Raw genomic sequence first — 24,725 nt, 5'->3', positions numbered from 1 at the left:
TGAGGCGGAAACCTCTCCAGCCGGTAGGCGGGAATATGCGCCACACCCCTGGGCGGTCCGGCCAGGGGTGTGACCAGATCACATGTTGGGATAGTTCGGCCCATCACCGCCCTGCGGCGTTGTCCAGACGATGTTTTGTGCCGGATCCTTGATGTCGCAGGTTTTGCAATGCACGCAGTTCTGGAAGTTGATCACAAACCGAGTGTCCTTCCCCTCTTCCTCGACAAATTCGTAGACCCCGGCCGGACAATACCGCGCGGAAGGACCTGCATATTTCGGCAGGTTGCTGCTCACGGGCACGTCGGCATCTTTGAGGGTGAGGTGCGCAGGCTGGCTTTCCTCATGATTGGTGAAAGAGAAGGCCACGTTGGTCAGCCTGTCGAAAGACAGTTTGCCATCGGGCTTGGGATAATCGATCGGCGTATGCTTTGCGGCTTCTTCCGTTGCCTCCGCATCCGATTTCCCGTGCCCCAGGGTACCCAGCAGGGAGAACCCGAGGGTATTTGTCCACATATCGAACCCGCCCAGTACGAGGCTCGCCGTCAGACCGTACTTGGACCAGAGCGGCTTGACGTTGCGCACCTTGCGCAGGTCCTGACCGATCTTTCCAGTGCGCACTTCGGTTTCATAGGCTGTCAGCTCATCGCCCGCACGGTCAGCGGACATCGCCTCGATTGCGGCCTCGGCAGCGGCCATGCCGGAAAGCATGGCGTTGTGGTTACCCTTGATACGCGGGACATTGACCATGCCCACCGAACAGCCCAGCAGCGCAACACCGGGTGCCACCATCTTCGGCATCGACTGAAAGCCGCCTTCGGAGATGGCCCGGGCGCCATAGGCCACGCGCTTTCCCCCTTCGAGCAGGTCGGCCACCATCGGATGGTGCTTGAAGCGCTGGAATTCCATGTAGGGGAACAGATGCGGGTTCTTGTAGTTCAGGTGCACCACGAATCCGACGTAAACCTGATTGTTCTCAAGGTGGTAGATAAACGACCCGCCACCTGCGTTGCGACTGAGGGGCCATCCCATCGTATGGGTGACAGTGCCTTCGCGGTGCTTGGCGGGATCAATCTCCCAGATCTCTTTCATGCCGAGGCCAAACTTCTGTGGCTCATGCCCGTCGCTGAGAGTGTACTTTTCGATCACCTGCTTGCTGAGGCTGCCGCGCACGCCTTCGCAGAGAAAGACGTATTTTCCGTGCAGTTCCATGCCCGGCTCGTAGCTGTCGCCGTGACTGCCATCGGCATTCTTTCCGAATTCGCCCGCGACCACGCCTTTGACTTCCCCGTTTTCGCCATAGACCAGTTCCGAGCAGGACATGCCCGGAAAGATCTCGACGCCCAGTTCCTCGGCCTGCTCCGCCATCCAGCGACACACGTTGCCCATCGACACGATGTAGTTGCCGTGATTGTTCATCAGAGGCGGCATGGGCGCATTCGGGATGCGCAGTTTGCCCTCTTCTCCCAGCATGAAGAAGTTGTCTTCGCGGACCGGCACGTTCAGCGGCGCACCCTTTTCCTTCCAGTCGGGGATCAGCGCATCAAGGCCAACCGGGTCAAGCACCGCGCCCGACAGGATATGCGCGCCCACTTCGGATCCTTTCTCCAGCACCACCACGTTGCAATCCGCGTTCAACTGCTTCAGCCGGATCGCCGCAGACAGGCCAGCAGGACCCGCGCCAACGATCACGACGTCATATTCCATCGCTTCGCGTTCAATCTCTGACATATCCCGGCTCCCTTATTTTCCTACGGGTCACGGCCGCAACCGCGCAACAATCTTTCGCGATTGGCTAAACCACGTCTTTCGGCATTGCAATCGCAACTGGGCGTCACGAAGCGGATAATGCCCCGAAATAAGGGCAACGCTCACGATTTTGATCACATGTCAGGTGTGTCGCCCATCAAAAAGCGCGGTCCCGGCCCCTTTTCCGCAATCCGGTCGGTTGGATTGTAAAGCGCACAATTGGGCAGGCTGAGGCAGCCGCAGCCGATGCAGCCGTCCAGACTGTCCCTCAGGCGGGTCAGGGTTTCGATTTTCTGGTCCAGGACGGCGCGAAACCCGGCGCTGATCTTGGCCCAATCCGCCTTTGTCGGAGTGCGCCCGCCGGGCAGCCTGTCCAGTTCCGCGCGAATCTGCGGCAGGGTAAAGCCAAACTGCTGGGCGATCATGACAAAACTCAGGCGCCGCAGGTCGGATCGTTCGAACCGGCGCTGGCCGCCTGCGTTGCGCCATGGTTTGATCAGACCCTGCGCCTCGTAATAGCGGATCGCCGACACCGCGAGCCCTGTGCGTTCCGCCAGAGCACCGATGGACAGACCTTCATTCAACGCCATAAAAAAATCCCTTGACCTCAAGTTAGGTTTAGAAATTACGATATGCGCAATCAAGAGAAATTCAAAGGAGACAATCATGCCTGCAACACTCGAACACGCCAACTACACCGTTTCGGACGGGGATGCGACAGCCGCTTGGATGTGCGACCTGTTTGACTGGCACATTCGCTGGAAAGGCCCTTCACTGGATGGCGGACAATCCATTCACGTGGGCACTCAATCGCAGTATCTCGCGCTTTACACCCCCGGCAAGCAGACGTCCGAGAAGCCGAACAGCTACCACACGCGCGGCGGGCTCAACCATATCGCCGTTGTCGTGGATGACATCGACGCGATGGAAAAGGCGGTGATCGGTGCCGGTTTCAAAACCGGCAACCACGCCGATTACGAACCGGGACGCCGGTTTTACTTTCATGATCACGACAACATCGAATACGAAGTGGTGCAATACGACTAGGCCGGAGCATGCCAATCTGACACGCGCCTCTTGCATTTTACCTCGCCTTTGGGTCAGGTAGTTGCCAACTCTCACCTGCGGCCCCCGGCTTTGCCCGGCGGGCCGCATCATTTCGTGGACGACACCGATGGACAAAATCCCCATGACCCGCAAGGGCCACACAGATCTGGAAGCTGAACTCAAGCAGCTGAAATCTGTTGAGCGGCCTGCCATCATCAAGGCCATTGCGGAGGCGCGCGAACATGGCGATCTGTCAGAGAATGCGGAGTATCATTCCGCGCGCGAAAAACAGTCGTTCATCGAAGGCCGGATCAAGGAACTTGAAGGCGTTCTGGGGCTTGCGGAGGTCATAGACCCGTCGAAAATGTCCGGAACCATCAAGTTTGGTGCGACCGTGACATTGGTGGATGAGGACACCGATGAAGAGAAGACCTGGCAGATCGTCGGCGAACACGAAGCCAACATCGAAAAAGGCCTGCTCAACATCAAATCCCCCATTGCACGCGCCTTGATTGGCAAGGACGAAGGCGACAGTGTAGAGGTGCGCACCCCGGGAGGCGAAAAGTCCTACGAGGTGCTCAAGATCGTCTATGCGTGACGGGGTCCGCCGACATGAGTGACACGCAAGAACCAACTGAAGCACCCGAAGCACGGGCACGCCCGACGCCGCTTGGTATCTACGACCGCCCGAAAACCGAGGGTGTGACGACAATTGAACTGGCCGCAACGGCGTTATCCTGCCTTTGGCTGCTGGGCGCGGTCGTGTTTTTCGTCGTTCTGCCGAATGATCTGAGCGAAAATCTGGATGGCGTTCGGTTCCTGATGACGATGCTGACTGTTTTCATGCCGGTCGGCATGATCTGGGTGGCCGCAACGGCGGCGCGGTCCAACCGGGTGATGCGCGAGGAAAGCCAGCGCCTGCAGGCGTCGATCGACGCCATCCGCCAGACGTATATCGCGCAGACCCAGAGCGGCGTCGTCGGACCGGAACCCGCCTCGGTGGCCCGCAAGTTGGATGAAATCGCCGCCGCGACGCGCAAGACCGAAACGGTTCTGGCAACCTTTACCTCGCGTCGAGAAGGGGACCGAACCCCGGCACCGGTTGCACATAGCGAACCTGATCCGCAGCCCGACGATCAACCGGCACTGGCCCTTGGCACCTCCGCCGAGGATCTGGCGCCGCCACTCGCCGTCGAAGACTTCATCCGGGCGCTGAACTTCCCTGAAACTGCCGAAGACGAGGCCGGTTTCTCGGCGCTGCGCCGCGCCCTGAAAGACCGCTCGGCCGCACAGCTTGTTCAGGCATCACAGGATGTTCTGACGCTGCTCAGCCAGGACGGCATCTACATGGACGATCTCCGGCCGGACCGGGCGCGACCCGAAGTGTGGCGGCAATTCGGCCAGGGCGCGCGTGGACGTCCTATCGCGGCGCTTGGCGGTGTCCGGGACCGCTCGTCCCTTGCGCTGACAGCCGGGCGCATGAAGCAGGATCCGATCTTCCGGGATGCTGCACACCACTTTCTGCGTCGGTTCGACAAGACCTTCGCTGAATTCGAAAGAACCGCAACAGACAGCGACATCTCCGCCCTTGCCGAAACCCGTACTGCACGGGCCTTTATGCTGCTGGGTCGCGTGGCAGGCACCTTCGACTGAGCAAGCTGCGCCAGCGCGTCAGATCGCCTTTCACCGCAATGCGGAGTGGCGTGCGCCCGATCCGGAACAGATATGCCGCGCCCGGATATTTCCCGACCGTGATTGCCGTTGGGACGGGGGGACATAACCAACGGCGGCGCAAGGACGACACAGGCGGTACTCTCAGATCACGCCATTTTCAGATCCCGAATGCGCTAGGCAGAAGCGGCAAATCCATTGATCGTGGCGCACCGAGCATTCAACCCGCCTGCCCGCTCAGGAGTGTCAGCGTAACCCGAAGCTGCCAAAGGGGATGTAGCGCACGAGGCTCCCGGGGACGATCTGGGCGGCTTCAGGAGGCAGTTCGACCAGCCCTTCTGCCCAGCTCAGCCCCGAGATACGCCCCGATCCTTCAGAGGGAAACACCTCGACCCGACCGTCCTTCATACGTGCGCGCAGGAATTCGCTGCGCCCGGCTTTCTTGTTCTTTGAAAAGGCCGCGGGCACGCCAAAGCCTTGCGGTTCCAGCCAGTCTTGCCCCGCCAGCCGCGCCATCGCCGGACGTGCGAAGATCAGGGCACAGACCATTGCCGCGACCGGGTTCCCCGGTAGACCAAAGACCGGCACGCCTGACCAAAAGCCCAGGGCCAACGGGCGGCCCGGCTTGACGGCGATGCGCCACAGGGTCAATGCGCCCGCCTCCCGCAACACGGCGGAGACGTGATCTTCGTCACCTGCCGAGGCGCCACCGCTGGTGAGAATGACATCGGCTTGCGCGGCTGCCTGATCCAGCCGGTCGCGTAACGCTCCGCGATCGTCAAGAACGCGCCCCATATCCACGGGATGATGGCCGAATTGCCGGACCATCTCAAGCAGCATGGGCCGGTTGGCGTCGTAAATCTGCCCGGGTGCCGCATGATCACCAGCCTCGACCAACTCGGCGCCCGTTGACAGAATGGCGACCCGCAACGGTTTGTAAACCGCCACATCGCGGGCCCCGACGGCCGCGAGAAGTGCCGCCTCGGCAGGACCTACACGCACCCCCTGCGCCACGGCTACGGCGCCTTCCTGCATGTCCTCGCCCGCCTGACGGGTATTGGCCCCCGGTCTGACGGGACCGCGGAATGCAATCTGTCCGTCTGAGACAGTCACATCCTCCTGCAGAACCACCGTGTCGACCCCGGCGGGCAAGGCGGCCCCCGTCAGTATGCGCATGGCGTGACCATCCGGCAGACGGCCCGGCGCGTCGCCCGCCGCGGCACGCTCCGCTGCCAGTGGCAGGTGGTGCACGCCCGCGTCCCTGCCGCCGGCAAAGCCGTACCCGTCAACGGCGGTGTTCGGCAAAGGCGGATTTGCGCGCCGGGCCACCGCATCCGCCGCCAGCACACGCCCGGTTGCCTCGGTGACCGAACGGTTTTCGATGCCGACAACAGGGGTGAGCCGCTCTTTCAAAGCCTCCAGCGCGTCCTGAACCGGCGTCCAGTGCACGCCCGGCGGCAAGGCGAAACAGTCGTTGGTCAGGTGCGGCGGCTGCCTTGCTGCCTGCCGCAAGACATCCTCGAACCCCACCCCGAAAATCCAGCCTTCCTCCGGTGCGGCGACATCCAGAAGCGTTTCCAGTTGCCGTGGCATCAAAGAGGAGATCGTTCGCGCAACCTCGCGCACCTGCCAGGCATCCTTGATCTGATCCGGCGGCGCCGGTCCAAGGGTCAGCGATGGCCAGATCTCGACGAATGCAATGGCCTTGTCCAAGGTGTCGAATGGCCAGACCGCCGCATCGAACTTGCGCCGGAGCCGCGACAGGACCGGCAATCCCATCAGAACCTGCGACCCCACGGCCCCCGTGCCCCCCAATTGCCAGCAGGAGAAAGCGCCCCTGGCCAGATGTTCGGCCCGGCGCTTTTCCTCGAACGGGTTCTCATAAGTTGCCTTGCGGCGCGGCAGCCCGGCGATCTCCCGCTTCAGGCCGTTGAACCAGAAGGGTCCGTGCCCACCAAACCTTTGATTGACGTCGGCTGCGACATCGAAGCGGTTGTTACCTGTCGGACTGTCTTCAATTCTCTCTTCCAGCCAGTCCCAGAGTGCGAAGGGATCTTGGTGGCCGGTAAGCGCTTGGGCAAATCCGGCAGGGTAGCCAAAGGGGAAATCAAACCCGGCCAACACGCGACGACCGGCTTGGGTTTCCGCGGCGAACAGCTGCGCAAGCCAGTGTTCTGCCGCCCTGCGGTTGCGCAGGTAGAAGGGATCTTCGGCGCGTCCCAGACGGGCGACACAGGCCCAGATCGCGTCTTGCCGGGGCGATTTTCCGGTGTCGTTTCCACCCGACCAATCCACCATCACGAAGGTGTCGAATTCAGTCACAGCCCGACCTCGGCCAGAATGAAATCCGCAATCGCTGCCGTGTCGTCCAGATCGAACACCGGGCGATCAATCTCCACACCGGTGTCGCTGGCGATTGCGCGCACGGTACTGTCGTCCCGGGCGATCAGGGGCGCGCCGGTTTCGGCCCTATGCGCTTCGATCTTGCGGTGCGTGTCACGCTTGTAACCTTCGATCAGGACCAGATCGACAGGAGCGAGCTTGCCCAGCAGAACGTCCAAAGACGGTTCCGGCGCGCCGCGCAATTCATGCATCAGGGCAAACCGGTTCCGCGATGCCAGAAGCACCTCCGACGCGCCCGCCTGCCGGTGGCGGTAGCTGTCTTTTCCGGGGTGGTCCACATCGAACACATGATGGGCGTGTTTGACCGTGGAAACGGAAAAACCGCGACCGCAGATGTCTGCCACCAACCGTTCCATGAGCCCGGTTTTCCCGGCGTTTTTCCATCCTACGACGCCATAAACCTTCATAACATCGCCTCAGCTCTGGCCAGATCTTCCGGCGTGTTGACGTTGAAAAACGGGTCAATTCCGCTCACCGGAAAGAGCGCTTCGCGCCCCTGGTGTTCATCCGTCCACAGCACGACTTTGCGCAGGCCGTCTTCAAGGGCGGCGCGCAGGTCCTCCCGCAGGGAAACGGGCCACAGGCCGAATGTCGGATGTCTCACCTGCTTGCGCGTCGGGTCCGGTGTGGCGGCAAGGACAAGCGGCTGCGCCATCCCTTCGCTGGCCAGCAGCAGTTGCGGCACCAGATCGGCGGGAAAGAACGGCGTGTCGGCCGCCGCCGTGACAATCGTTTCCGCGCCCTGCCCCGCGGCCCAGTCCATCCCGGCCAGAACTCCGGCAAGAGGCCCCGCGAAACCACCGATGCTGTCGGCCAGGACGGGCACTCCAAAGGCGTCAAACCGCGACGGATCGCCGTTGGCATTCAGCGCAAGCCCCGCCACCTGCGGGGCAAGGCGATCAATCACGCGTGCCAGCAGGCATTGTCCGCCCAGTTGCAACAATCCCTTGTCGCCACCGCCCATGCGCGTGGCCAGTCCACCCGCGAGGATCACGCCCAGAGGTTGCTTCATACCGCCCCCTTGCGTCCGGCGTGGCGTGGCTCATCCGCGACGTCGCGCAGGTCAGCGTCCCGGGTCAGGCGGTCTTCGCCGGACAGGCACGTGAACCGTTTGCCCTTCATCCGCCCGATCAGGGTCAACCCGACTTCCCGCGCGATCTCTACGCCCCAGGCGGTAAAACCGGACCGCGATGCCAGCACCGGAATGCCCATCATCGCGGTTTTGATGACCATCTCCGAGGTCAGCCGCCCCGTTGTATACAGGATCTTGTCCTCCGCAGGCACGTTCTGCGCCAGCATCCAACCTGCGATTTTGTCCACCGCATTATGACGCCCGACGTCCTCCATATAAACCAGAGGCTTATCCTGGCAGCATAAGACCGTGCCATGTATCGCACCGGCCTCAAGATACAGCGATGGCGTACGGTTTATTCGCGCGCTCAGCGCATAGAGCCAGGACGTCTTCACCGGTGTCGGCGGCAGGCGGACCCCCTCCAGACCGGCCATCATATCCCCGAAGACGGTGCCCACGGCGCAGCCGCTGGTCCGCGTTTTCTTGCGCATCTTCTCTTCATAGTCTGTCTTGCGCGCAGTGCGCACCACCACGGTTTCCAACTCTTCGTCAAAATCCACACCCGTGATGTCATCTTCCGCGCGCAGCATGCCCTGATTGCGCAGGAACCCAAGCGCAAGGTAGTCGGGGTAATCCCCGATCGTCATCGCCGTTACGATCTCCTGTCCGTTCAGAAATATCGTCAGGGGGCGTTCCTCGACCACATTCGTGGTGACCAGATTGCCCTCCTGATCGATGCCATCGACACGGCGCGTCAGGCGGGCAGCCGTCGGGTCCGGTGCGATCAGGTAATCGCTGGTGTCATCGATCTTGGCCAATTGCATCCCCCTCGCGGCTACGCTACCTCTTGGCCACAACATTAGAAACATCTCATGCCCTCCACCACACCGAAATCGCGCACAAGAGCGTCAGCCTACTGGAAAGGCGCAGCCGACGGTGCACCGTTCCTGCTGGTCGTCGCCCCCTTTGCGACGCTCTTTGGAGTACTGGCCACCGAGGCCGGCCTCAATATTCTGGAAACACTTGTTTTTTCGGCAGTGGTCTTTGCGGGGGCAGCACAGTTTACCGCGCTTCAGTTGATGCAGGAAAACGCACCCACATTAATCGTGCTGGCCTCTGCCCTGGCGGTAAACCTGCGTGTTGCGATGTATTCCGCATCGCTCACACCATGGATCGGTGCGGCCCCGCTGTGGCAGCGCGCGATTGCCGCCTATTTCACCGTGGACCAGTCCTATGCATGCTCTGTCGCGCAGTTCGAAAAAGAGCCGCAAATGACCGTCCCTCAGCGCATGGCGTATTTTTCCGGCGTGTTAAGCCCGATTGTTCCGATGTGGTACATCTGCACATTGCTGGGTGCTGCGGTCGGCACGCAGGTACCGGACAGCTGGGCCCTGGATTTCGCCCTGCCGATCGCCTTTCTGGCGATGGTCGCGCCAATGCTGCGCACGGCAGCCCATGTGATCGCCGCTTGCGTCGCCATCATCGTGAGCCTGTTGACGGCAGGCGTGCCCTACTCACTTGGTCTGATCATCGCTGGCACCTGCGGCATGATGGCCGGAGCGCAGGCAGAAGTCTTTTTCCAGCGCAGGAGGCTGCAACATGATTGATCAGGGCACGCTGTGGGTCGTTATCATCGGCCTCGGCATTGGCAGTTACTTTCTGCGCTTTGCCTTTCTCGGGATCGTCGGCGACCGTCCGATGCCCTCATGGCTGCTGCGGCATCTGCGCTACACGGCCGTCGCGATGCTGCCGGCGATGGTGGCCCCGCTTGTCGTCTGGCCCGCCGCAACTGGCGGTGAGGCCGACCTGCCCCGGATGACGGCGGCAGTTGTCACGCTGTGCGTTGGATTGGCGACAAAAAACGTGCTTGCGGCGATTTTCTCGGGTGCTGCGACGCTGTTTGGCATGCTCTTTCTTCTCGGGGCGTGACCAAAGCCGGTCAGCTCTGTGCCGCTTCGATGCCGTCGCGCACGTCGCCTTCGTCGTTTTCGTAGTACTTGTCGGTTTTCACACCCGGCCGCTGCGCGATCTGGTTCATCAGGTTGATGGGAAAAAACGTTACCGATATGTCTTCGAACCCCGGAATCTTCCTGAGAATATCTGACGTCGCATTCGTGCAGAACGCCCCGGGAATGGCACCACTGGCCTGCACCAGCTGCAACGCGCGCTCGGCCTGCGCCGGGGTCACCTCGATTTCCTGAGTAACGACGTGGTGCGTGCTGCGTGCATGCGCGCTCTTATATGCCTGTACCCATGCGGGGGACATGCCGTAAAGAACATCGCCCCGTTCGGCGACCTGCGCATGTACGAAAGACCCGGCCGGGTCAAAAATCACCTGCTGAGATCCGCTGACCATCAACGACGTGTGCCCGCCGCTGCCGGAGCTGTTGTTCACCATTGTGAAAATTGTCAGCTTGGGAGGCCCCTCAGGCACATAGACCTTCGCCGCGATTTCCTCGGGGGACGCCTCGAACGGTGACGAGATGGCGCAGCCCGTCAGCAGGGTCACAGCGGCGAGAACTATTAATATGCGCATCCTGTACTCCCGCATGTCCGGTCTGATCTGACCTGATCAGGTAATAAAGATCGCCATGCCAACAAGAAGCAACAGGATCACGATGACGCTTTTGGTCGTGAACCGCATGAACCCGTCAAAGGTTTTTTCCTGAGTGGTGATTTCCATTTCACCGTGTTTGTGATCTGCCATTGTCGCAGCCCTTCTGTTTCCGTTTGTTCACAGCCGTAATGGATTCTTCCGGCCATGTCACCCGCCAGCGTGACGCCTGTGTCGAATTGCAGCTCCCTTGCCGGTTGTGAGGCACCGGGGCCTCATCGATGCTGCCCGGTACCCTATAGGGTCAGGCGTTCTCTTCAATGTCCTGCGCCAGCCGGAAACCAATGCGCCGCGCTTCCGCCGTCTCTGAGGGTTTTGGCAACGCGCGCAACATGACATTCAGCTGGCTGACATGCTGGATGAGCTGAGTTTTGCCACCGGCTCCATCGCTGCCGTAAAACGTGACGATATCGGGGTCAAAATACCCCATGCCCTCGATCCTCAGAACACCAGCATCACCGCCGGTGAACCCCATGGCCACTTCATGCGCGTTGTCGAGCTGCTCTTCGAAATTCTTCAGGTAGATGATGATCCGCTCATACGCCCATTGCGCAGGCGATTTTTGCGTTGTCGGTTGCGAGGCAATCGCCCTGGGGACGTCAGGCGTTTCGGGCGCAGGCGTTTCGGGATCGCAGTGCACTTCATGCCGGCGCGGCAGGGCCTGCGCCTCCGCTGCTTCTGCCGCCGTCTCGATCTTGTCGCCCATGGCTCATCCTTTGCGCTGATACACCCAGGCATCATCCGCGCGTCTCTCGCGGGTGGCAAGGCCCTCTTGGTACAGGTGGCTCAAATGTGCGACAGCCTCCACCAGCGCCAGCCCGTATTCCGCCTCACCAATCTTGCGCTTGAAGAGCGGGGCAAAGCATTCCGAGGCGGCTTTTGGCGCGTCGATGTAGTCGAGCAAGCGTTGCAGGGCGCCGTGGTGATTGTCGATCAATTGGCGCATGCGCGTGGGCAGCCCGGTAAAAGGCAGCTTGTGCCCCCCCAGAACGAGGTGATCCGGGCGAGCCAGCGTCGCCAGACGCTCGCAGGCTTCGAGCCAGTCGGCGATCGGGTCGGCCATGGGTTCGGTCGGATAGACACCGATGTTCGGGCTGATCGATGGCAGTATCTGATCCCCCGCGAGCACCAGATTGTCATCGCGGCTCCAGAATGTCGCGTGTTCCGGGGCATGCCCGTTGCCGATATGGATATCCCACATCCGACCGCCCATGGTGATGCTGTCACCCTGTTTTACTCTGGTGTAGCCAAGCGGCATCGGTGCCACGATGTCGGCAAAGTTGAAGGGGCGTTCCTGCGCCCGCTTGTCGTAAACGGCGGCATCCATGCCAGCGCTGCGATAGAAGGCGAGACTTTCCGCGGGCGGAACCTCCTGCTCGTCCAGTGTCAGCATGCGCGCGGTCAGCCACGCGGTCCGCGTGGTCACCAATTCCGCGTCATGCTCTGTCTGCAACCAGCCGGCCAAACCGATGTGGTCGGGATGGTGGTGGGTCACAACGACCCGGCCAATGGGCTTGCCCTCCAAGGGTCCGGCAATCAGCTTTTCCCAGATCGCCCTGCTGCGTTTGGAGGCGAAACCGGTATCCACGACCGTCCAGCTGTCGCCATCGTCCAGCGCGTAGACATTGACGTGATCCAGCTTCATCGGCAGCGGCAACCGGAACCACCACACGCCGGGGGCGACTTCGATGCCCTGCCCTTCCCGCGGAGGATCTTCCCAGGGATATCGCAGGCCCTCTGGCGGTTGATCCTTCATCAGGAAACCATTTCCCCGGCGCTCAGGGCAAACAGGTCTTCGGCCCCGGCCTGTGCATGCGCCAAGAGCCCGACATGCTCCGGCAGCAGCCTCTTTATGTAAAACCGTGCAAGCTTCTCTCGCGCCCCGTCTTGATCCGACAAGGCTGCCTTGAGATGCATGTATCCGCCCAATACGCGCGCAAAGGCACGCAGGTAGGGCACCGCTCCTGAAAAACGATCGTTCATATCGGGTTGCGCGGTCAGCCATTCGGTGACTTCGCGCAGGCTTTCGGAGGCTTGCCAAACGGGTTCCGCCAGATCGGGCAGAGTGCCCCGCGCCGATTCCGCGAGTGTCTCGATTTCATCCAGCAGACGCGCGGCGGCCTCGCCGCCATCCATCATTTTACGCGCCACAAGGTCCATCGCCTGAATACCGTTGGTGCCTTCGTAGATCGCGGTAACACGGACATCCCTGCTGAATTGCGCAGCACCGGTTTCTTCGATGAACCCCATCCCGCCGTGAACCTGGATGCCCATCTCCGCCGTTGCGATGCCGGTGTCGGTGCCGAAAGCCTTGGCGATCGGGGTCAGGAAAGCGGCCCTTGCGCGCCACTCGTCATTGCCGCTCGCCCGCGCCATGTCGATGGCCATCGCGCAGCTCAGGGCGATGGCGCGCGCCGCGAATGTATCCGCCTTCATCGTCATCAGCATCCGCCGTACATCTGCATGATCCAGAATTGTGCCGGTGCCGTTCTGCAGTGCCGTGCGCCCCTGTTTGCGGTCCTGCGCATATGCCAACGCATGCTGATAGGCGGCTTCGGCAACGCCGATCCCCTGCCCGCCGACCCCAAGGCGCGCGTTGTTCATCATCGTGAACATTGCCGCCATGCCGCCTTGCTCGGCCCCAACCAGCCAGCCGGTCGCCCTGTCGTATTGCATCACCGCGGTCGGAGACCCGTGCAGGCCCATCTTGTGTTCCAGGCTGACCACTTTCACCCCGTTGGCCGCGCCAAGCGTTCCATCCGCGTTTGGCAGGAACTTCGGCACCAGGAACAGGCTGATGCCCTTTGTCCCGGCGGGCGCTCCGGGAAGGCGCGCCAGAACGAGGTGGCACACGTTCTCGGCCAGGTCATGATCCCCCCAGCTGATGTAGATCTTCTGACCGGACACGGCATAGGTACCGTCGCCATTATCCTCGGCTTTCGACGACAATGCCCCCACGTCCGATCCGGCCTGCGGCTCGGTCAGGTTCATCGTGCCGGTCCAATCGCCCGAGATCAGCTTGGGCAGGTACAACGCCTTGATGGTATCGCTGGCGTGATGTTCCAGTGCTTCGATCTGCCCCTGGCTCATCAGCGGCGCCAGTTGCAGCGACAGGCACGCACCGCTCATCATCTCGTTGACAGCCGATGTCAGCGTCATGGGCAGCCCCATGCCACCGTACTCGGGATCGGCAGACATGCCGATCCAGCCGCCTTCCGCAATCGCCTTGAAACCCGCATCATACCCGGGTGAGGTACGCACAACGCCGTTTTCCAGATGGGCGGGATGCAGATCGCCGGGGCGTTGTAAGGGTGCCATCACCTCGTCGCAAAGCTTGCCCGCCTCCGTCAGGATCGCGCGTGTGACATCGTCGGTGGCGTCTTCAAACCGCGATGTCCCACGCAATTGGGCAAAATCGACAACATGGTCAAACAGGAAGGCAAAATCATCTACGGGCGCGTGATAGGTCATCGTTTGGTCTCCAACGAGGCGGTCGTCGCCTTGGCAATACCGGCAGCACCCTATAAGGGTCTACCTTCTTATTCATGAGCCGCATCGCCGCGCCCGGCAATCGAAACGCGGCGTCACGGAGTGCGATGCGTTGACTGCCCCATTGATCCTGTCCCCCGACACCGTGGGCATTGCGAAAGCCGCCGCGCTGCTGGCCGAGGGTCGGCTCGTCGCCTTTCCTACCGAAACTGTATACGGGCTTGGTGCCGACGCCTGCAATGGTCAAGCTGTCGCCGCGATTTATACAGCCAAGGGCCGCCCCAGTTTCAACCCGCTGATCGTGCATGTGCCCTCTGTCGACATGGCGCAGCGCTATGTCATCTGGTCGGACACTGCGGACCGTCTGGCGCAGGCTTTCTGGCCCGGCCCGATGACGTTGGTCCTGCCCCTGCGAACCGGTCATGGTCTTTCGTCACTGGTCACGGCGGGACTGGCGACCGTCGCCCTGCGGGTTCCGGCGCACGCCTCGGCACAGGCGTTGCTGGAAGCTTTCGGAGGGCCCGTGGCCGCGCCCTCAGCAAACCCGTCGGGCCGGATCAGCCCGACAATCGCCCGCCATGTCATCGACGGTTTGGGCGCGCAGGTTGCCGCGGTGCTGGACGACGGGCCCTGTTCAGTCGGACTTGAAAGCACGATCATCGGTTTGGCGGACACCCCCACCCTGCTCAGGGCCGGGGGGCTGCCCGTCGAAGCCATCGAAGCGGCCCTTGGCACGCGTCTTGCAACAGCAGCGACACCCACCGGTGATCCGGATACCGTCACGGCACCGGGTCAGCTGGCCTCCCACTATGCGCCCAGGGCGGCGTTGCGCATGAATGCCGAAACCGCGCTTCCCGGAGAGTCCTTTCTGGGTTTTGGCGCGATGGCATGTGATCTTAACCTGTCCGCCACCGCAGATCTGCATGAGGCGGCGGCGCGGCTTTTCGGCTGCCTTCATGTGCTGGATGCCAAAGGCCTGCCCATTGCAGTTGCCCCCATTCCCACAACGGGACTGGGCCGCGCGATCAATGACAGGCTGGCTCGCGCCGCGGCCCCCCGCGGCAGTTCGGCGACGTCGTAAGGAGCGCATTACGCGCTATTGCTTCCGCTCAGGCGTGCCCGGCCGTGGGGGACAGGCCCAACGGGTCGATGCCCAGACTGCGGACGGCTTCGGACCATTTGGATTTTGCGGGTGTGGAAAACACCAGCTTGGGATTTGCATCCGTCGTCAGCCACCCGTTCTTGACGATCTCGTTTTCAAGTTGTCCGGGCCCCCAGCCCGCGTAGCCCAGCATCATCAGTGCACAATCAGGCCCCTTGTCACAGGCTATTTCTTCGAGAATGTCCAATGTCGCCGTCATACCGAACCCGCCGGGCACCGACAGCGTGTGCAGGCTGGATTCGTAGTCGCTGGAATGCAGGACGAACCCGCGACCGGTCTCAACCGGTCCGCCGAAATGCACCGGCATCGCGGCTGCACTTTCGGATGGCTGGATTTCCAGCTGATCCAAAACGTCGCTCATGCGCACATCAACGCTCGGCTTGTTCAGGATCAGACCCATTGCGCCCTTGTCGGAATATGCACACAGCAGAATGACCGCGCGTTCGAACCGCGCATCACCCATCGACGGCATTGCCACCAGCAATTTGCCATTCAAATCATAGGTTCCGGTATCGGAAGATGCAGGTGTCATAGCCTTAGAATGGCGTGGTGCAACTTCCGGCGCAAGGGGCATGACGACTGTTCTAGCGAAACATGGCTGACCTGATCGTGACTTGGCATTTCACCTGCACTCACTCATATCAAAGGGTATGATACGTGCTGTTCTTGCTATCGCCTTCGTTCTCATCTTCTCCCTGCCGGGTCTGGCACGGGACGCCTTTGACGTGCCGGTAACCGCCGAGCTGTTGCCGGGCTGGGTTCAGGCCGACGGATCGCGTGTCGCCGCGGTGCGGCTCACGCTGGAACCGGGCTGGAAGACGTACTGGCGCGCGCCCGGCGACGCCGGTATCCCGCCAAGGTTCGACTGGTCCGGTTCCAGAAACCTCCATTCTGTCGCCATATCCTGGCCGACGCCCTCCATCTTTGATCAAAACGGCATGCGATCCATCGGATATGCGAACGAGCTTGTCATTCCACTGACACTGGCCCCAAAGACCCCGGATCAGCCGGTGCGCCTCAGACTTGTACTGGATATCGGCATCTGCGCAGACATCTGCGTGCCGCATCGCGTCAGCTTTGATGAGCTATTGGGTGACGGCAGCGCCAAGCCGACCCCCGCAATTGCGGCCTCACTGGCGCAGCGCCCCTATTCTGCCCGCGAGGCGGGCGTGACGGCGGCAACCTGCCGTGTTGAACCCACCGAGGACGGCCTGCGGATCGAGGCGCGGGTGACCGCGCCCTCGGCAGGGGGCAACGAGGTGATGATCATCGAACCCGGCGCGGGCGAGATCTGGGTGAGCGAAGCACAGACACATCGCGCCGGGCAAGAGGTGATCGCCACGTCCGAAATGGTCCACATCAATGGCGGCCCCATCGCGCTTGACCGCTCGGCCATCCGGCTGACCGTGCTGGGACAGAACCACGCGATTGACATCCGGGGATGCACACCAGGTTAAACAAGCGTTTTCCGTCGGCGCAGGTAAAGCGCACTGGCGGCCATGGCATACGCGATGGCAGCCACGGCACCTGCACCGGCGATAAACAACATCAGGGCGGCCAGCGTGGGGGTCACCTGTGACACCATCGGGAAAATCGTCGCAAGGGCGTCCGGCAAAGTGCCAAACCATATCGCCCACCCGAGTGTGAACAGCCCCCAAGAGAGGATCAGCACCCACAGGCCGGCAAAGCCCCATCTGACACCGGGCACCGGCGCTTTGAGGCCACGGCGCATTGCCGCCATCTGGCGCGCGATATCATGCTGGGCGGCAACTAGGGCCGGCACCACCAGGAGGACCAGAATCATACCAAAGGCAAGCCCGTAGACCAGCGTGATCACCGTGGGTTTCAGAAACTGCGCCTGACGGCTGCTTTCGTACAAAAGCGGCGCCATGCCCAGAACGGTCGTCATCGTGGTCAGCATGACAGGCCGCAACCTGTCGGACGTGCCATCGATGATGGAGGGGATCAGGCCGCGCTCTTCGGCGTATTCGTCGATTGTGGTGATCAGAACGATGGAATCGTTGATGATGATGCCGGTCATGCCCAGCAATCCAACCACCGTGAACATGCTCAGCGGCACGTCCCACAGCACGTGGCCGTAGATGGTGCCGACCAGACCAAAGGGAATGATCGCCATAACCACCATGGGGCGCGTCCAACTGCCGAACACCCATGCCAGCACAAGGTAAATACCGGTCAGACACAGAACAAGGCCTGTCATCGCGTCATTCAGAAATGTGCTCTCCTGTTCCGACAGGCCGGACAAACGCCACTCCACCTGTCGTTCACTGGCGATGCGGGGCAATATCTCCTCTTCCAGCGTCTTTTGAATCTCCGCTGCACGCGCCGGATTGTCTTCCGAAATGTCGCCCGAGACCGTGATGGTCCTGATGCCGTTTTCACGACGCACCGTACTGAAACCGATGCGCCGCTTGACGCTCACGATATCGGCCAGCGGCACGTAGTTTCCTTCCGGCGTGCGCATCTGCGTGCGGTCCAGGAAATCAGCCGTGAGTTCGCCCTCGGGCAGGACCACGTCGATTGTCGCACTGCGGGGGCCATCGGGGTACGTCGCGGCCTCAATCCCACCAAGCCGGTTTCTTAAAACACGCCCCAGCTCACCTATCGTGAACCCCAGAGCCTGACCTTGCGCAGTCAGATCCAGGATCAGCTCTTCCTTGTCATACGCCAGATTGTCCTGCACGGCGGATACTTCGGGATAAAGCAGCAGCGCGTCCTGCAAATCCATGCTCGCGGCCTTCAGGGTGTCGGTATCACCGCCGTAAAGCTGAACACTCAAAGCATCGCCCCCCGGGCCTGAGCGCCACCCGCGAAAAGAGACCGTCTCGGCCAGAGGATGGTTGACGACACTGTCGCGCAGGTCGCCGACAAAGGCGAAACTGGAATAGGGACGCAGGTCCGCGTCGATCAGTTCAATCGAGATGGCGCCGAGCAGATCCTTGTCCTTGGTGTCCGCCCCGTCCAGACCGCGCCCGGCATTTCCGCCAATCTCCGACAGAACATATTCCACCGGGTTGGTGCCGAAACGTGCCTCGTACTCCGCCGCGAGCGCTTCTGTGGCGCGTTGCAGTTCACGCGTCATTTCCAGGGTGTCCTGTCGCGACGCACCTTCAGCCATGGCAAAGTTGCCCGTGACCGAGCCGCGTTCCGGGGCATTGAAGAATCGCCATTGCACGTCGCCCCGCACGAAGATGGCGATCTGACTGGCCAGGATTACGACAACGCCCGCCAGCACGACGTAGCGGGCGGTGATGACACCGGCCATGAGAGGCCGAAACAGGTTTTCACGCACCCAGCGGAAGCCCCGGTTGACCTGGCGGCTCGGCCAGTCGTACCACCGCTCCTTCGCCTGCGCGGCCAGCGCATGGGCCATGTGATTGGGCAGAATGAGAAAACACTCAATGAGTGACGCGATCAGCACGGCGATCACGGTCAGGGGAATATCCCGGATCAGCAATCCAAATCGTCCGCCGATGGCCACAAGGCCAAAAAAGGCGATCACCGTTGTCAGGGTGGCGGCGAAAACCGGCATCGCCATGCGGCGCGCGGCATTTTCGGCCGCGACGTAGGGCGTTTCATTGAACCTGCGCGCCCGGTGATCGGCGTGTTCGCCCACCACGATGGCATCATCCACGACGATGCCTAAGGTGATGATGAGACCGAAGAGGGATATCATGTTGATGGTGAGACCGGCGGCGTACATCAACGCAATCGCCCCCATCATCGCAGCAGGAATACCAGCAGCCACCCAGAAAGCCGTCCGGGCATTCAGGAACAGGAAGAGCAGACTCAGAACCAGCCCCAGGCCGATCAGGCCGTTGTCGATCAATATGTCCAGCCGCCCGGTGATCGCGGCCGCGCGCGTTCGGATCAGTTCGACGGAAACGCCTTCCGGCAGGGTCGCCTGAAGCTCGGCGGCAACCTCTTCAACCGTTTCCTGAATGCCGATTGCATCACCTTTGACAGACCGGTCGACACGTATTGAAATCGCCGGGTTTTCGCCCACGAGGTAACTGCGGTTGCGATCCGCCCCTTCCCGCGTCACGACCGCCAGATCGCCAATGGTCAGCTTCGCGCCATTGGGTTCGGACCGCAGGACGATACCGGCTATCTGATCGGGCTCGCGTTTCTCCGTGCCCGTGCGCACCCTTGCGTTTGCCCCGGTTACATCCCCTGCGGGGTCGGTATCGGCTTCGGCGGCGATGGCAGCGGCGATCTCCGCCATGCTGACATCATTGGCGATCAGCCGGGCGGATGAGACCTCGACCACTGTGCGGGGGGCTGCGACACCGCGAATTCTGGTGCGTGTGACGCCAGCCGCAAACAGCCGTGTCACGAACTCATCGGCAAACAGGGCCAATTGCTGTGGCGTCACCGGGCCGGTGATCACCACATCGGTCACCCGGTCCCGCCATACGGACCGGCGCACACGCGGCTCGTCCGCCCCTTCGGGCAATTCGGTGATCGCGTCGACCGCGTCCTGAACATCATCGGCGGCACGCGCCATGTCCCAGTTGGGCTCAAAATTCAGGGTGATGACGGCCCGGCCCTCGCGCGCATTGGAGGCAGAGCTTTCAACACCCTCCACAACCAGCAAGGCCGGTTCCAGCACCTGAACGATGGCGCGGTCAACATCTTCCGGCCCGGCCTCGTCCCATTCCGTCGTCACGGTCACCCTATCGAGGATCACATCGGGAAAAAACTGGGTCCGCATATTCGGGATCGCCGCGACCCCGGCGATCACCAGCAGCACGAACAGCAGATTGGCGATGGTACGATGGCGCGTGAAATAGGACAGAACGCCGCCAGCCGCACCGGGAATTCGCCGCGCCATTGCCGCTATCCTCCCATCCGGCTTTCGATGCGTGCCACCATTTTGGCCGGCACTTCGCGTTCGGCCAATTGTGCCAGAACCTTTTCCTTGGCGTCTTCCGGCATCCGGTCGTTGTTTTGCACGAAGGCCACCAGCCGCGCGCGGCGTTCTTCGCTCAATTCAAGCATATCGGGGATCGTCGCCCGGCTTTGCGGCTCGGTCCGCAGCGGACGCACCGCGATGCCCGGACCCAGCAGCGGGGTTCTGGTGGTGACAACCTCCCGCCCCGCCAATCCGTCGCCGCGCACCAGAACATCATCCCCCTGGCGCCGCAACAGCGTGACATCGAGTGCCTCCAGCCGGTCGTCGCCGGTGAGCAGCAGAACCTCGCCCTGGGCATCCAGAGAGGAGGCCGGCAGTTGCACCACATTTTCCAGCGGCGGTTCACGCACCTGCACGGTCACGAAATCACCGGGCCGAAACCCCGGCGCGTCCGTCAGGCGGGCAAAAACCAGGCGGCCGGTCTGGCCTTCACCCGCAGCAGCACTGACCCGGCTAAGCGTTCCCGTCGCCGCCAGATCAACACCCGTGACATCCAGCGTCGCCGTGACCGGAGCCTTTATCAGGTCGCCGCCCGCATCAAGCAATCGCGCATATTGCGCTGTGGACAGGCGGAACGATACTTCCAGATCATGGGGGTCGATCAAATCCGCCAGACGCTCGTTCGCCGATACCAACCGCCCTTCGACCACCGCGGTTTCGCTCAGCGTGCCATCGAACGGGGCTTCCAATGTCGCATCCTCAAGATTGCGTTGGGCCTCGGCCAGCGCGATCTGTGCTCTGGACAGGCGGGTTGCGGCCTGATCAATACGCGCCTCTGCCTGCGTGACGGCCTGCCTGCGCGCCAGAACGGTGGCGCGGGCTGCCGCGGTTTCCAGTTCGGAGACCTCGACTGCGGCAGCGGTGCCCACCCCGCGCGCAGCCAGATCCACCTGTCGCCGGTAGGCTTTTTGGCGCAAGGCGACCTGATCTTCGGCCGCCGCCTCTTCGTCCCGGGCCAGATCACGCGCTCTGGCGGCGTCGCGAACCTCGGCTTCTGCATCGGCCAGATCGGCCGTCAGCCGGTCCAGCGCAGACTGCATATCCGCTGGATCGATGCGCACAAGAACATCACCGCGGCGCACTGCACCGCCATCTTCGAAATTGGGGGCAAGCTCGACCACGCGCCCGCCGACAGCTGCGCGCAGTTCCAGCGTCCGCCGCGATGCGACCTCGCCAAAAACCTCCAGCAGCGGCGTGATCGTCTGTTCTTCGGCCATGCGGACATTGACCGCGAACACCCGCTCTCTGGCTGGCGGCACAACCGCTTCGGCGTTCAGCCGGTCCTGAACCGCCACGCCCACCAGTTGCCCGGCATAGACCAGCAGGCCGAGCGTGACTGCTGCCAGAAACAATCCGATCATGCTTTGCCGCAAGAACCGCATTACACATTTATCCTAAAGGCTTGTTACCCGGTGACTATATCCTAGCCTGGCGGGAAAAAATACCAACCCACAAGGGTGTTACGCATCCCGAAGCTATTTCCGTCGCTGATGTTCATCCAAACGCGGCAGTATCTCGACGAAATTGCAGGGTCTGTGCCGGTAATCAAGTTGCCGCGCCAGGATGTCGTCCCACGCATCCTTGCAGGCACCGGGACTGCCCGGCAGCGCAAACAGATACGTGCCATTGGCCACGCCGCCGGTTGCGCGGCTCTGCACCGCGCTGGTGCCGATTTTCTGCATGGAAACCATGGTGAAGACAGTGCCAAAGGCGTCGATTTCCTTTTCGTACACATCGCGATGCGCCTCGACCGTGACGTCACGCCCGGTCAGGCCGGTACCTCCCGTGGAAATCACAACGTCAACCCCTGAATCCTCGCACCACGTGCGCAGCTGGTCGGCTATCTGATCTCGCTCATCCGGCAAAAGGCGGCGATCTGCCAGCTCGTGACCCGCTTCGAGCAGGCGCGCAACCAGCACATCGCCGGATTTATCCTCCGACAGGCTCCGGCTGTCCGAGACCGTCAGGATAGCGATGCGGACGGGAACAAAATCTTTCGTCGTGTCGATGCGGCTCATTTTATGCTTTCTCCAATAGGGCCAGCCGACCGGCAAGGGCTGCGAAAATTCCGGCGGTCAACCAATCCAGAACCCTGCTGCCTCGTGCCAGTCTGGGACCGATCGAGCCTGCGAAAACGCCAACGACGCCGTTCACAATAAACCCACAGCCCGCGATAATTGCACCGAAGATCGCAAACTGCGCCCAGACGGGACCCGCCTCGGGCACCACGAATTGCGGCACGAAGGCCAAGACGAAAAGAATGACCTTGGGATTTGTCAGATTGACCAACAGGCCCGCACGAAACGCATGACCTCGGGGCGCCGGATCGCCCCGCGGCGGCCTGCCGGATGCACGCATTGCGTGAAATGCAAGCCAAAGAAGGTAGCCCACACCAACCCACCTGATGACGTCGAAAGCGAAGGGAACGGAGGCAACCAGCGCGCTCAACCCCGCCCCCGCCATCAGCACATGGATCATACTGCCCAGCGAAATCCCCGCACTGGCAGCCCAGGCTGCATGAGGTCCCGACCGGACCCCCTGCCCCAGACAGAACATCATGTCAGCCCCCGGCGTGAAATTCAGGGCCAGCGCGGCGGGCACGAAGGCCGCAAGGACAATGGGATCAACCATCGCTTAGCCGCGCCTTGAGGCTGAGCAGGTCGGCCCATGCCTCCCGTTTTGCCGCTGGTTGCCGCAACAGGTACGCCGGGTGGAACATCGGCAGCGCAGGCCGTCCAAAACACTCGGTCCACGTGCCTCGCAACCGGGTGATGCCGCGCTTGCCCAGCAGTGCCTGCGCGCTGATATTACCCATGACCACAATGGCTTGGGGATTGGCCAGCGCGATGTGCCGCTCCAGAAACGGGCGCATCATCGCAATCTCATCAGGGTGAGGGTCGCGGTTCTGCGGGGGCCGCCATGGCAGGACATTGGTGATGTAGACGGGCGCATCTGCGCGGTCGCGCCCCATGTCGATGGCCGCCAGCATCTTGTCCAGCAACTGCCCGGCGCGTCCGACGAAAGGGCGGCCCTCGCGGTCTTCGTCCCGGCCCGGCGCTTCGCCGATGATCATCACAGGTGCTCCGGGAAAACCGTCTGAAAACACCAGATTGCGTGCGCCCCGTTTCAGCTCGCAGTGCTCGAACCCGTCCAGAGCGGCGCGCAATCCATCAAGATCCTGCGCGGCTTCGGCCAGCCGGCCCGCCTCCGCAACCGGGTCAGTCTGTGCGGCAGGGGTCGTCTGCGCGGCGGGTGCGTTTCGCGTCTCCGGCGGTTTGGGTTTGGCCAGCGTATCGGGCAGATCATAGCAGTTCACGGGCGCGTCGCAGATCGCCTCGGTCGCGCCAAGTTCGATCTGCCAGTCCAGCAGCGCAAGCGCCTGATGATACTGAGCTGATTCCATGGCGGCACTTTACGCCTCCGTTTGCCGGAACTGAACAGCTGTTGCGCATGAACGCCCGGCTTGCCCGTCCCGCAACCCCTCCCTATAAGGTGAGAAATCACGATAGGTTGCCGCCCATGACGTTCCCGCACCGCCACCTGCTTGGTATCGAGGCACTGCGCCCCGACGAGATCACGACGTTGCTGGATCTGGCGGATCAATATGTCACGCTGAACAGATTGCCGGACAAGCACGCAGATGCGCTTGTCGGGCTCACGCAGATCAACATGTTCTTCGAGAATTCCACGCGCACGCAGGCAAGCTTTGAGATTGCCGGCAAGAGACTGGGCGCGGATGTCATGAACATGGCGATGCAGGCCAGCTCCGTGAAAAAAGGCGAAACGCTGATCGACACGGCGCTGACACTCAACGCCATGCACCCCGACCTGCTCGTCGTGCGTCATCCACATTCCGGCGCGGTGGATCTGCTGGCGCAAAAGGTCAATTGCGCGGTTCTCAATGCGGGCGACGGACGTCACGAGCATCCAACACAGGCGCTTCTGGATGCGCTTACGATTCGCCGCGCCAAGGGGCGGTTGCACAGGCTCTCGGTCGCGATCTGCGGCGATATTGCGCATAGCCGCGTGGCCCGGTCGAACATCCTGCTGCTGGGAAAAATGGAAAACCGTCTGCGCCTGATCGGGCCGCCCACGCTGATGCCCGCCGGCATCGCCGAATTCGGCGTGGAGGTGTTCGACGATATGCAGGAGGGTCTCAAAGACGTGGATGTGGTGATGATGTTGCGCCTGCAAAAGGAGCGTATGGACGGCGGCTTCATCCCTTCGGAGCGTGAGTATTACCACCGCTACGGTCTTGATGAGGACAAGCTCAGATCCGCCAAGCCCGACGCCATTGTCATGCACCCGGGCCCGATGAACCGCGGTGTTGAGATCGACGGCACGCTGGCCGATGACATCAATCGCAGCGTCATCCAGGATCAGGTGGAAATGGGTGTTGCAGTGCGGATGGCGGCGATGGATCTTCTGGCGCAGAACCTGCGACTGACGCGAGGCGCGGCATGAGCGGTGCCTGGCACGGGCTGCGAGGCCGCAACCGATCATCTGGCTTGCGCATCATATCTGGCGGGGATACCGAAAAACGCGCCGGTGATGGCAGGCTGCCTCAAACGCAGGAGACAGTTGC

General features: G+C 61.9%; 25 protein-coding genes. 8 read left to right on the top strand and 17 right to left on the bottom strand.

What is annotated here, in order from left to right; genetic code table 11:
- Window positions 1-78: 78 nt before the first annotated feature.
- Window positions 79-1,728 (bottom strand): electron transfer flavoprotein-ubiquinone oxidoreductase, encoded by a 1,650-nt coding sequence (locus tag KX928_RS22525; RefSeq protein WP_219507373.1) that lies wholly within the window; start codon window positions 1,726-1,728, stop codon window positions 79-81.
- 152 nt (window positions 1,729-1,880) lie between these two features.
- Complete coding sequence (soxR, locus tag KX928_RS22520; RefSeq protein WP_219507371.1) at window positions 1,881-2,336, bottom strand: redox-sensitive transcriptional activator SoxR; 456 nt, start codon at window positions 2,334-2,336, stop codon at window positions 1,881-1,883.
- A 76-nt stretch (window positions 2,337-2,412) separates the two neighbouring features.
- Here soxR and KX928_RS22515 point away from each other — a divergent pair, with 76 nt between their 5' ends.
- The 3 genes from KX928_RS22515 to KX928_RS22505 all read left to right on the top strand — a co-directional run bounded on the left by KX928_RS22515 (window position 2,413) and on the right by KX928_RS22505 (window position 4,446).
- Entirely contained in the window at window positions 2,413-2,793 is a 381-nt protein-coding gene (locus KX928_RS22515) for a VOC family protein (RefSeq protein ID WP_219507368.1), read from the top strand.
- A gap of 127 nt (window positions 2,794-2,920) precedes the next feature.
- A complete protein-coding gene (gene greA, locus KX928_RS22510; protein WP_219507366.1) occupies window positions 2,921-3,391 on the top strand; it encodes a transcription elongation factor GreA in 471 nt (156 codons plus the stop codon).
- A 14-nt stretch (window positions 3,392-3,405) separates the two neighbouring features.
- Complete coding sequence (locus KX928_RS22505) at window positions 3,406-4,446, top strand: hypothetical protein (protein WP_219507359.1); 1,041 nt, start codon at window positions 3,406-3,408, stop codon at window positions 4,444-4,446.
- A 264-nt stretch (window positions 4,447-4,710) separates the two neighbouring features.
- Here the strand turns inward: KX928_RS22505 and KX928_RS22500 are convergent, their stop codons facing one another.
- The 4 genes from KX928_RS22500 to fdhD are packed head-to-tail and all read right to left on the bottom strand — an operon-like array spanning window position 4,711 to window position 8,763.
- Entirely contained in the window at window positions 4,711-6,762 is a 2,052-nt protein-coding gene (locus KX928_RS22500) for a molybdopterin-binding protein (protein WP_219507654.1), read from the bottom strand.
- Between the two features lie 20 nt (window positions 6,763-6,782).
- On the bottom strand, window positions 6,783-7,274 hold the full coding sequence (gene mobB / locus KX928_RS22495) for a molybdopterin-guanine dinucleotide biosynthesis protein B (protein ID WP_219507357.1): 492 nt from the start codon (window positions 7,272-7,274) through the stop codon (window positions 6,783-6,785).
- Entirely contained in the window at window positions 7,271-7,879 is a 609-nt protein-coding gene (gene mobA, locus KX928_RS22490) for a molybdenum cofactor guanylyltransferase MobA (RefSeq protein WP_219507355.1), read from the bottom strand. The genes mobB and mobA overlap by 4 nt, the downstream gene beginning before the upstream one ends.
- On the bottom strand, window positions 7,876-8,763 hold the full coding sequence (fdhD, locus tag KX928_RS22485) for a formate dehydrogenase accessory sulfurtransferase FdhD (protein ID WP_219507347.1): 888 nt from the start codon (window positions 8,761-8,763) through the stop codon (window positions 7,876-7,878). The genes mobA and fdhD overlap by 4 nt, the downstream gene beginning before the upstream one ends.
- A 48-nt stretch (window positions 8,764-8,811) precedes the next feature.
- On the opposite strand from fdhD, the gene KX928_RS22480 reads away from it, so the two are divergent.
- Window positions 8,812-9,546, top strand: coding sequence for an AzlC family ABC transporter permease (locus KX928_RS22480; protein WP_219507344.1), 735 nt, complete (start codon window positions 8,812-8,814; stop codon window positions 9,544-9,546).
- Complete coding sequence (locus KX928_RS22475) at window positions 9,539-9,868, top strand: AzlD domain-containing protein (protein WP_219507342.1); 330 nt, start codon at window positions 9,539-9,541, stop codon at window positions 9,866-9,868. Before KX928_RS22480 ends, KX928_RS22475 begins: the two co-directional genes overlap by 8 nt.
- Window positions 9,869-9,878: 10 nt before the next feature.
- Here the strand turns inward: KX928_RS22475 and KX928_RS22470 are convergent, their stop codons facing one another.
- The 5 genes from KX928_RS22470 to KX928_RS22450 all read right to left on the bottom strand — a co-directional run bounded on the left by KX928_RS22470 (window position 9,879) and on the right by KX928_RS22450 (window position 14,024).
- On the bottom strand, window positions 9,879-10,475 hold the full coding sequence (locus KX928_RS22470) for a hypothetical protein (protein WP_219507338.1): 597 nt from the start codon (window positions 10,473-10,475) through the stop codon (window positions 9,879-9,881).
- Between the two features lie 36 nt (window positions 10,476-10,511).
- Window positions 10,512-10,646, bottom strand: a complete 135-nt coding sequence (locus KX928_RS22465; protein WP_219507336.1) for an aa3-type cytochrome c oxidase subunit IV — start codon at window positions 10,644-10,646, stop codon at window positions 10,512-10,514.
- 151 nt (window positions 10,647-10,797) lie between these two features.
- On the bottom strand, window positions 10,798-11,259 hold the full coding sequence (locus tag KX928_RS22460; protein WP_219507332.1) for a DUF6173 family protein: 462 nt from the start codon (window positions 11,257-11,259) through the stop codon (window positions 10,798-10,800).
- Window positions 11,260-11,262: 3 nt separating this feature from the next.
- Window positions 11,263-12,309 (bottom strand): MBL fold metallo-hydrolase, encoded by a 1,047-nt coding sequence (locus tag KX928_RS22455; protein WP_219507329.1) that lies wholly within the window; start codon window positions 12,307-12,309, stop codon window positions 11,263-11,265.
- Window positions 12,309-14,024 (bottom strand): acyl-CoA dehydrogenase, encoded by a 1,716-nt coding sequence (locus KX928_RS22450; protein WP_219507326.1) that lies wholly within the window; start codon window positions 14,022-14,024, stop codon window positions 12,309-12,311. The genes KX928_RS22455 and KX928_RS22450 overlap by 1 nt, the downstream gene beginning before the upstream one ends.
- 130 nt (window positions 14,025-14,154) lie before the next feature.
- Between KX928_RS22450 and KX928_RS22445 the strand changes: the two genes are divergently transcribed.
- Window positions 14,155-15,123 carry an L-threonylcarbamoyladenylate synthase gene (locus tag KX928_RS22445; protein ID WP_219507324.1) on the top strand — a complete coding sequence of 323 codons (969 nt, stop codon included), beginning with the start codon at window positions 14,155-14,157 and terminating at the stop codon, window positions 15,121-15,123.
- A gap of 28 nt (window positions 15,124-15,151) precedes the next feature.
- Here KX928_RS22445 and KX928_RS22440 read toward each other — a convergent pair whose 3' ends face one another.
- Window positions 15,152-15,736 carry a YqgE/AlgH family protein gene (locus KX928_RS22440; protein ID WP_219507312.1) on the bottom strand — a complete coding sequence of 195 codons (585 nt, stop codon included), beginning with the start codon at window positions 15,734-15,736 and terminating at the stop codon, window positions 15,152-15,154.
- Window positions 15,737-15,854: 118 nt separating this feature from the next.
- On the opposite strand from KX928_RS22440, the gene KX928_RS22435 reads away from it, so the two are divergent.
- Window positions 15,855-16,661, top strand: coding sequence for a protein-disulfide reductase DsbD domain-containing protein (locus KX928_RS22435; protein WP_219507309.1), 807 nt, complete (start codon window positions 15,855-15,857; stop codon window positions 16,659-16,661).
- Here the strand turns inward: KX928_RS22435 and KX928_RS22430 are convergent.
- The 5 genes from KX928_RS22430 to KX928_RS22410 form a co-directional block, all read right to left on the bottom strand.
- Window positions 16,658-20,059 (bottom strand): efflux RND transporter permease subunit, encoded by a 3,402-nt coding sequence (locus KX928_RS22430; RefSeq protein ID WP_219507305.1) that lies wholly within the window; start codon window positions 20,057-20,059, stop codon window positions 16,658-16,660. The two genes, KX928_RS22435 and KX928_RS22430, sit on opposite strands and share 4 nt — an antisense overlap.
- A gap of 5 nt (window positions 20,060-20,064) precedes the next feature.
- The gene (locus tag KX928_RS22425) at window positions 20,065-21,522 is read right to left on the bottom strand and encodes an efflux RND transporter periplasmic adaptor subunit (RefSeq protein WP_219507303.1); all 1,458 of its coding nucleotides are present in this window, start codon (window positions 21,520-21,522) and stop codon (window positions 20,065-20,067) included.
- 93 nt (window positions 21,523-21,615) lie between these two features.
- Entirely contained in the window at window positions 21,616-22,158 is a 543-nt protein-coding gene (moaB, locus tag KX928_RS22420) for a molybdenum cofactor biosynthesis protein B (RefSeq protein WP_219507300.1), read from the bottom strand.
- A 1-nt stretch (window position 22,159) separates the two neighbouring features.
- Entirely contained in the window at window positions 22,160-22,771 is a 612-nt protein-coding gene (locus tag KX928_RS22415) for a LysE family translocator (protein WP_219507298.1), read from the bottom strand.
- Entirely contained in the window at window positions 22,764-23,543 is a 780-nt protein-coding gene (locus KX928_RS22410; RefSeq protein WP_219507296.1) for a uracil-DNA glycosylase, read from the bottom strand. Before KX928_RS22410 ends, KX928_RS22415 begins: the two co-directional genes overlap by 8 nt.
- A 116-nt stretch (window positions 23,544-23,659) precedes the next feature.
- Between KX928_RS22410 and KX928_RS22405 the strand changes: the two genes are divergently transcribed.
- A complete protein-coding gene (locus tag KX928_RS22405) occupies window positions 23,660-24,604 on the top strand; it encodes an aspartate carbamoyltransferase catalytic subunit (protein ID WP_219507294.1) in 945 nt (314 codons plus the stop codon).
- Window positions 24,605-24,725: the final 121 nt, after the last annotated feature.

It is taken from the genome of Roseobacter insulae, assembly GCF_019375555.1.
Lineage (GTDB): Bacteria > Pseudomonadota > Alphaproteobacteria > Rhodobacterales > Rhodobacteraceae > Roseobacter > Roseobacter insulae.
This window is presented reverse-complemented; position numbering and strand designations above follow the sequence as displayed.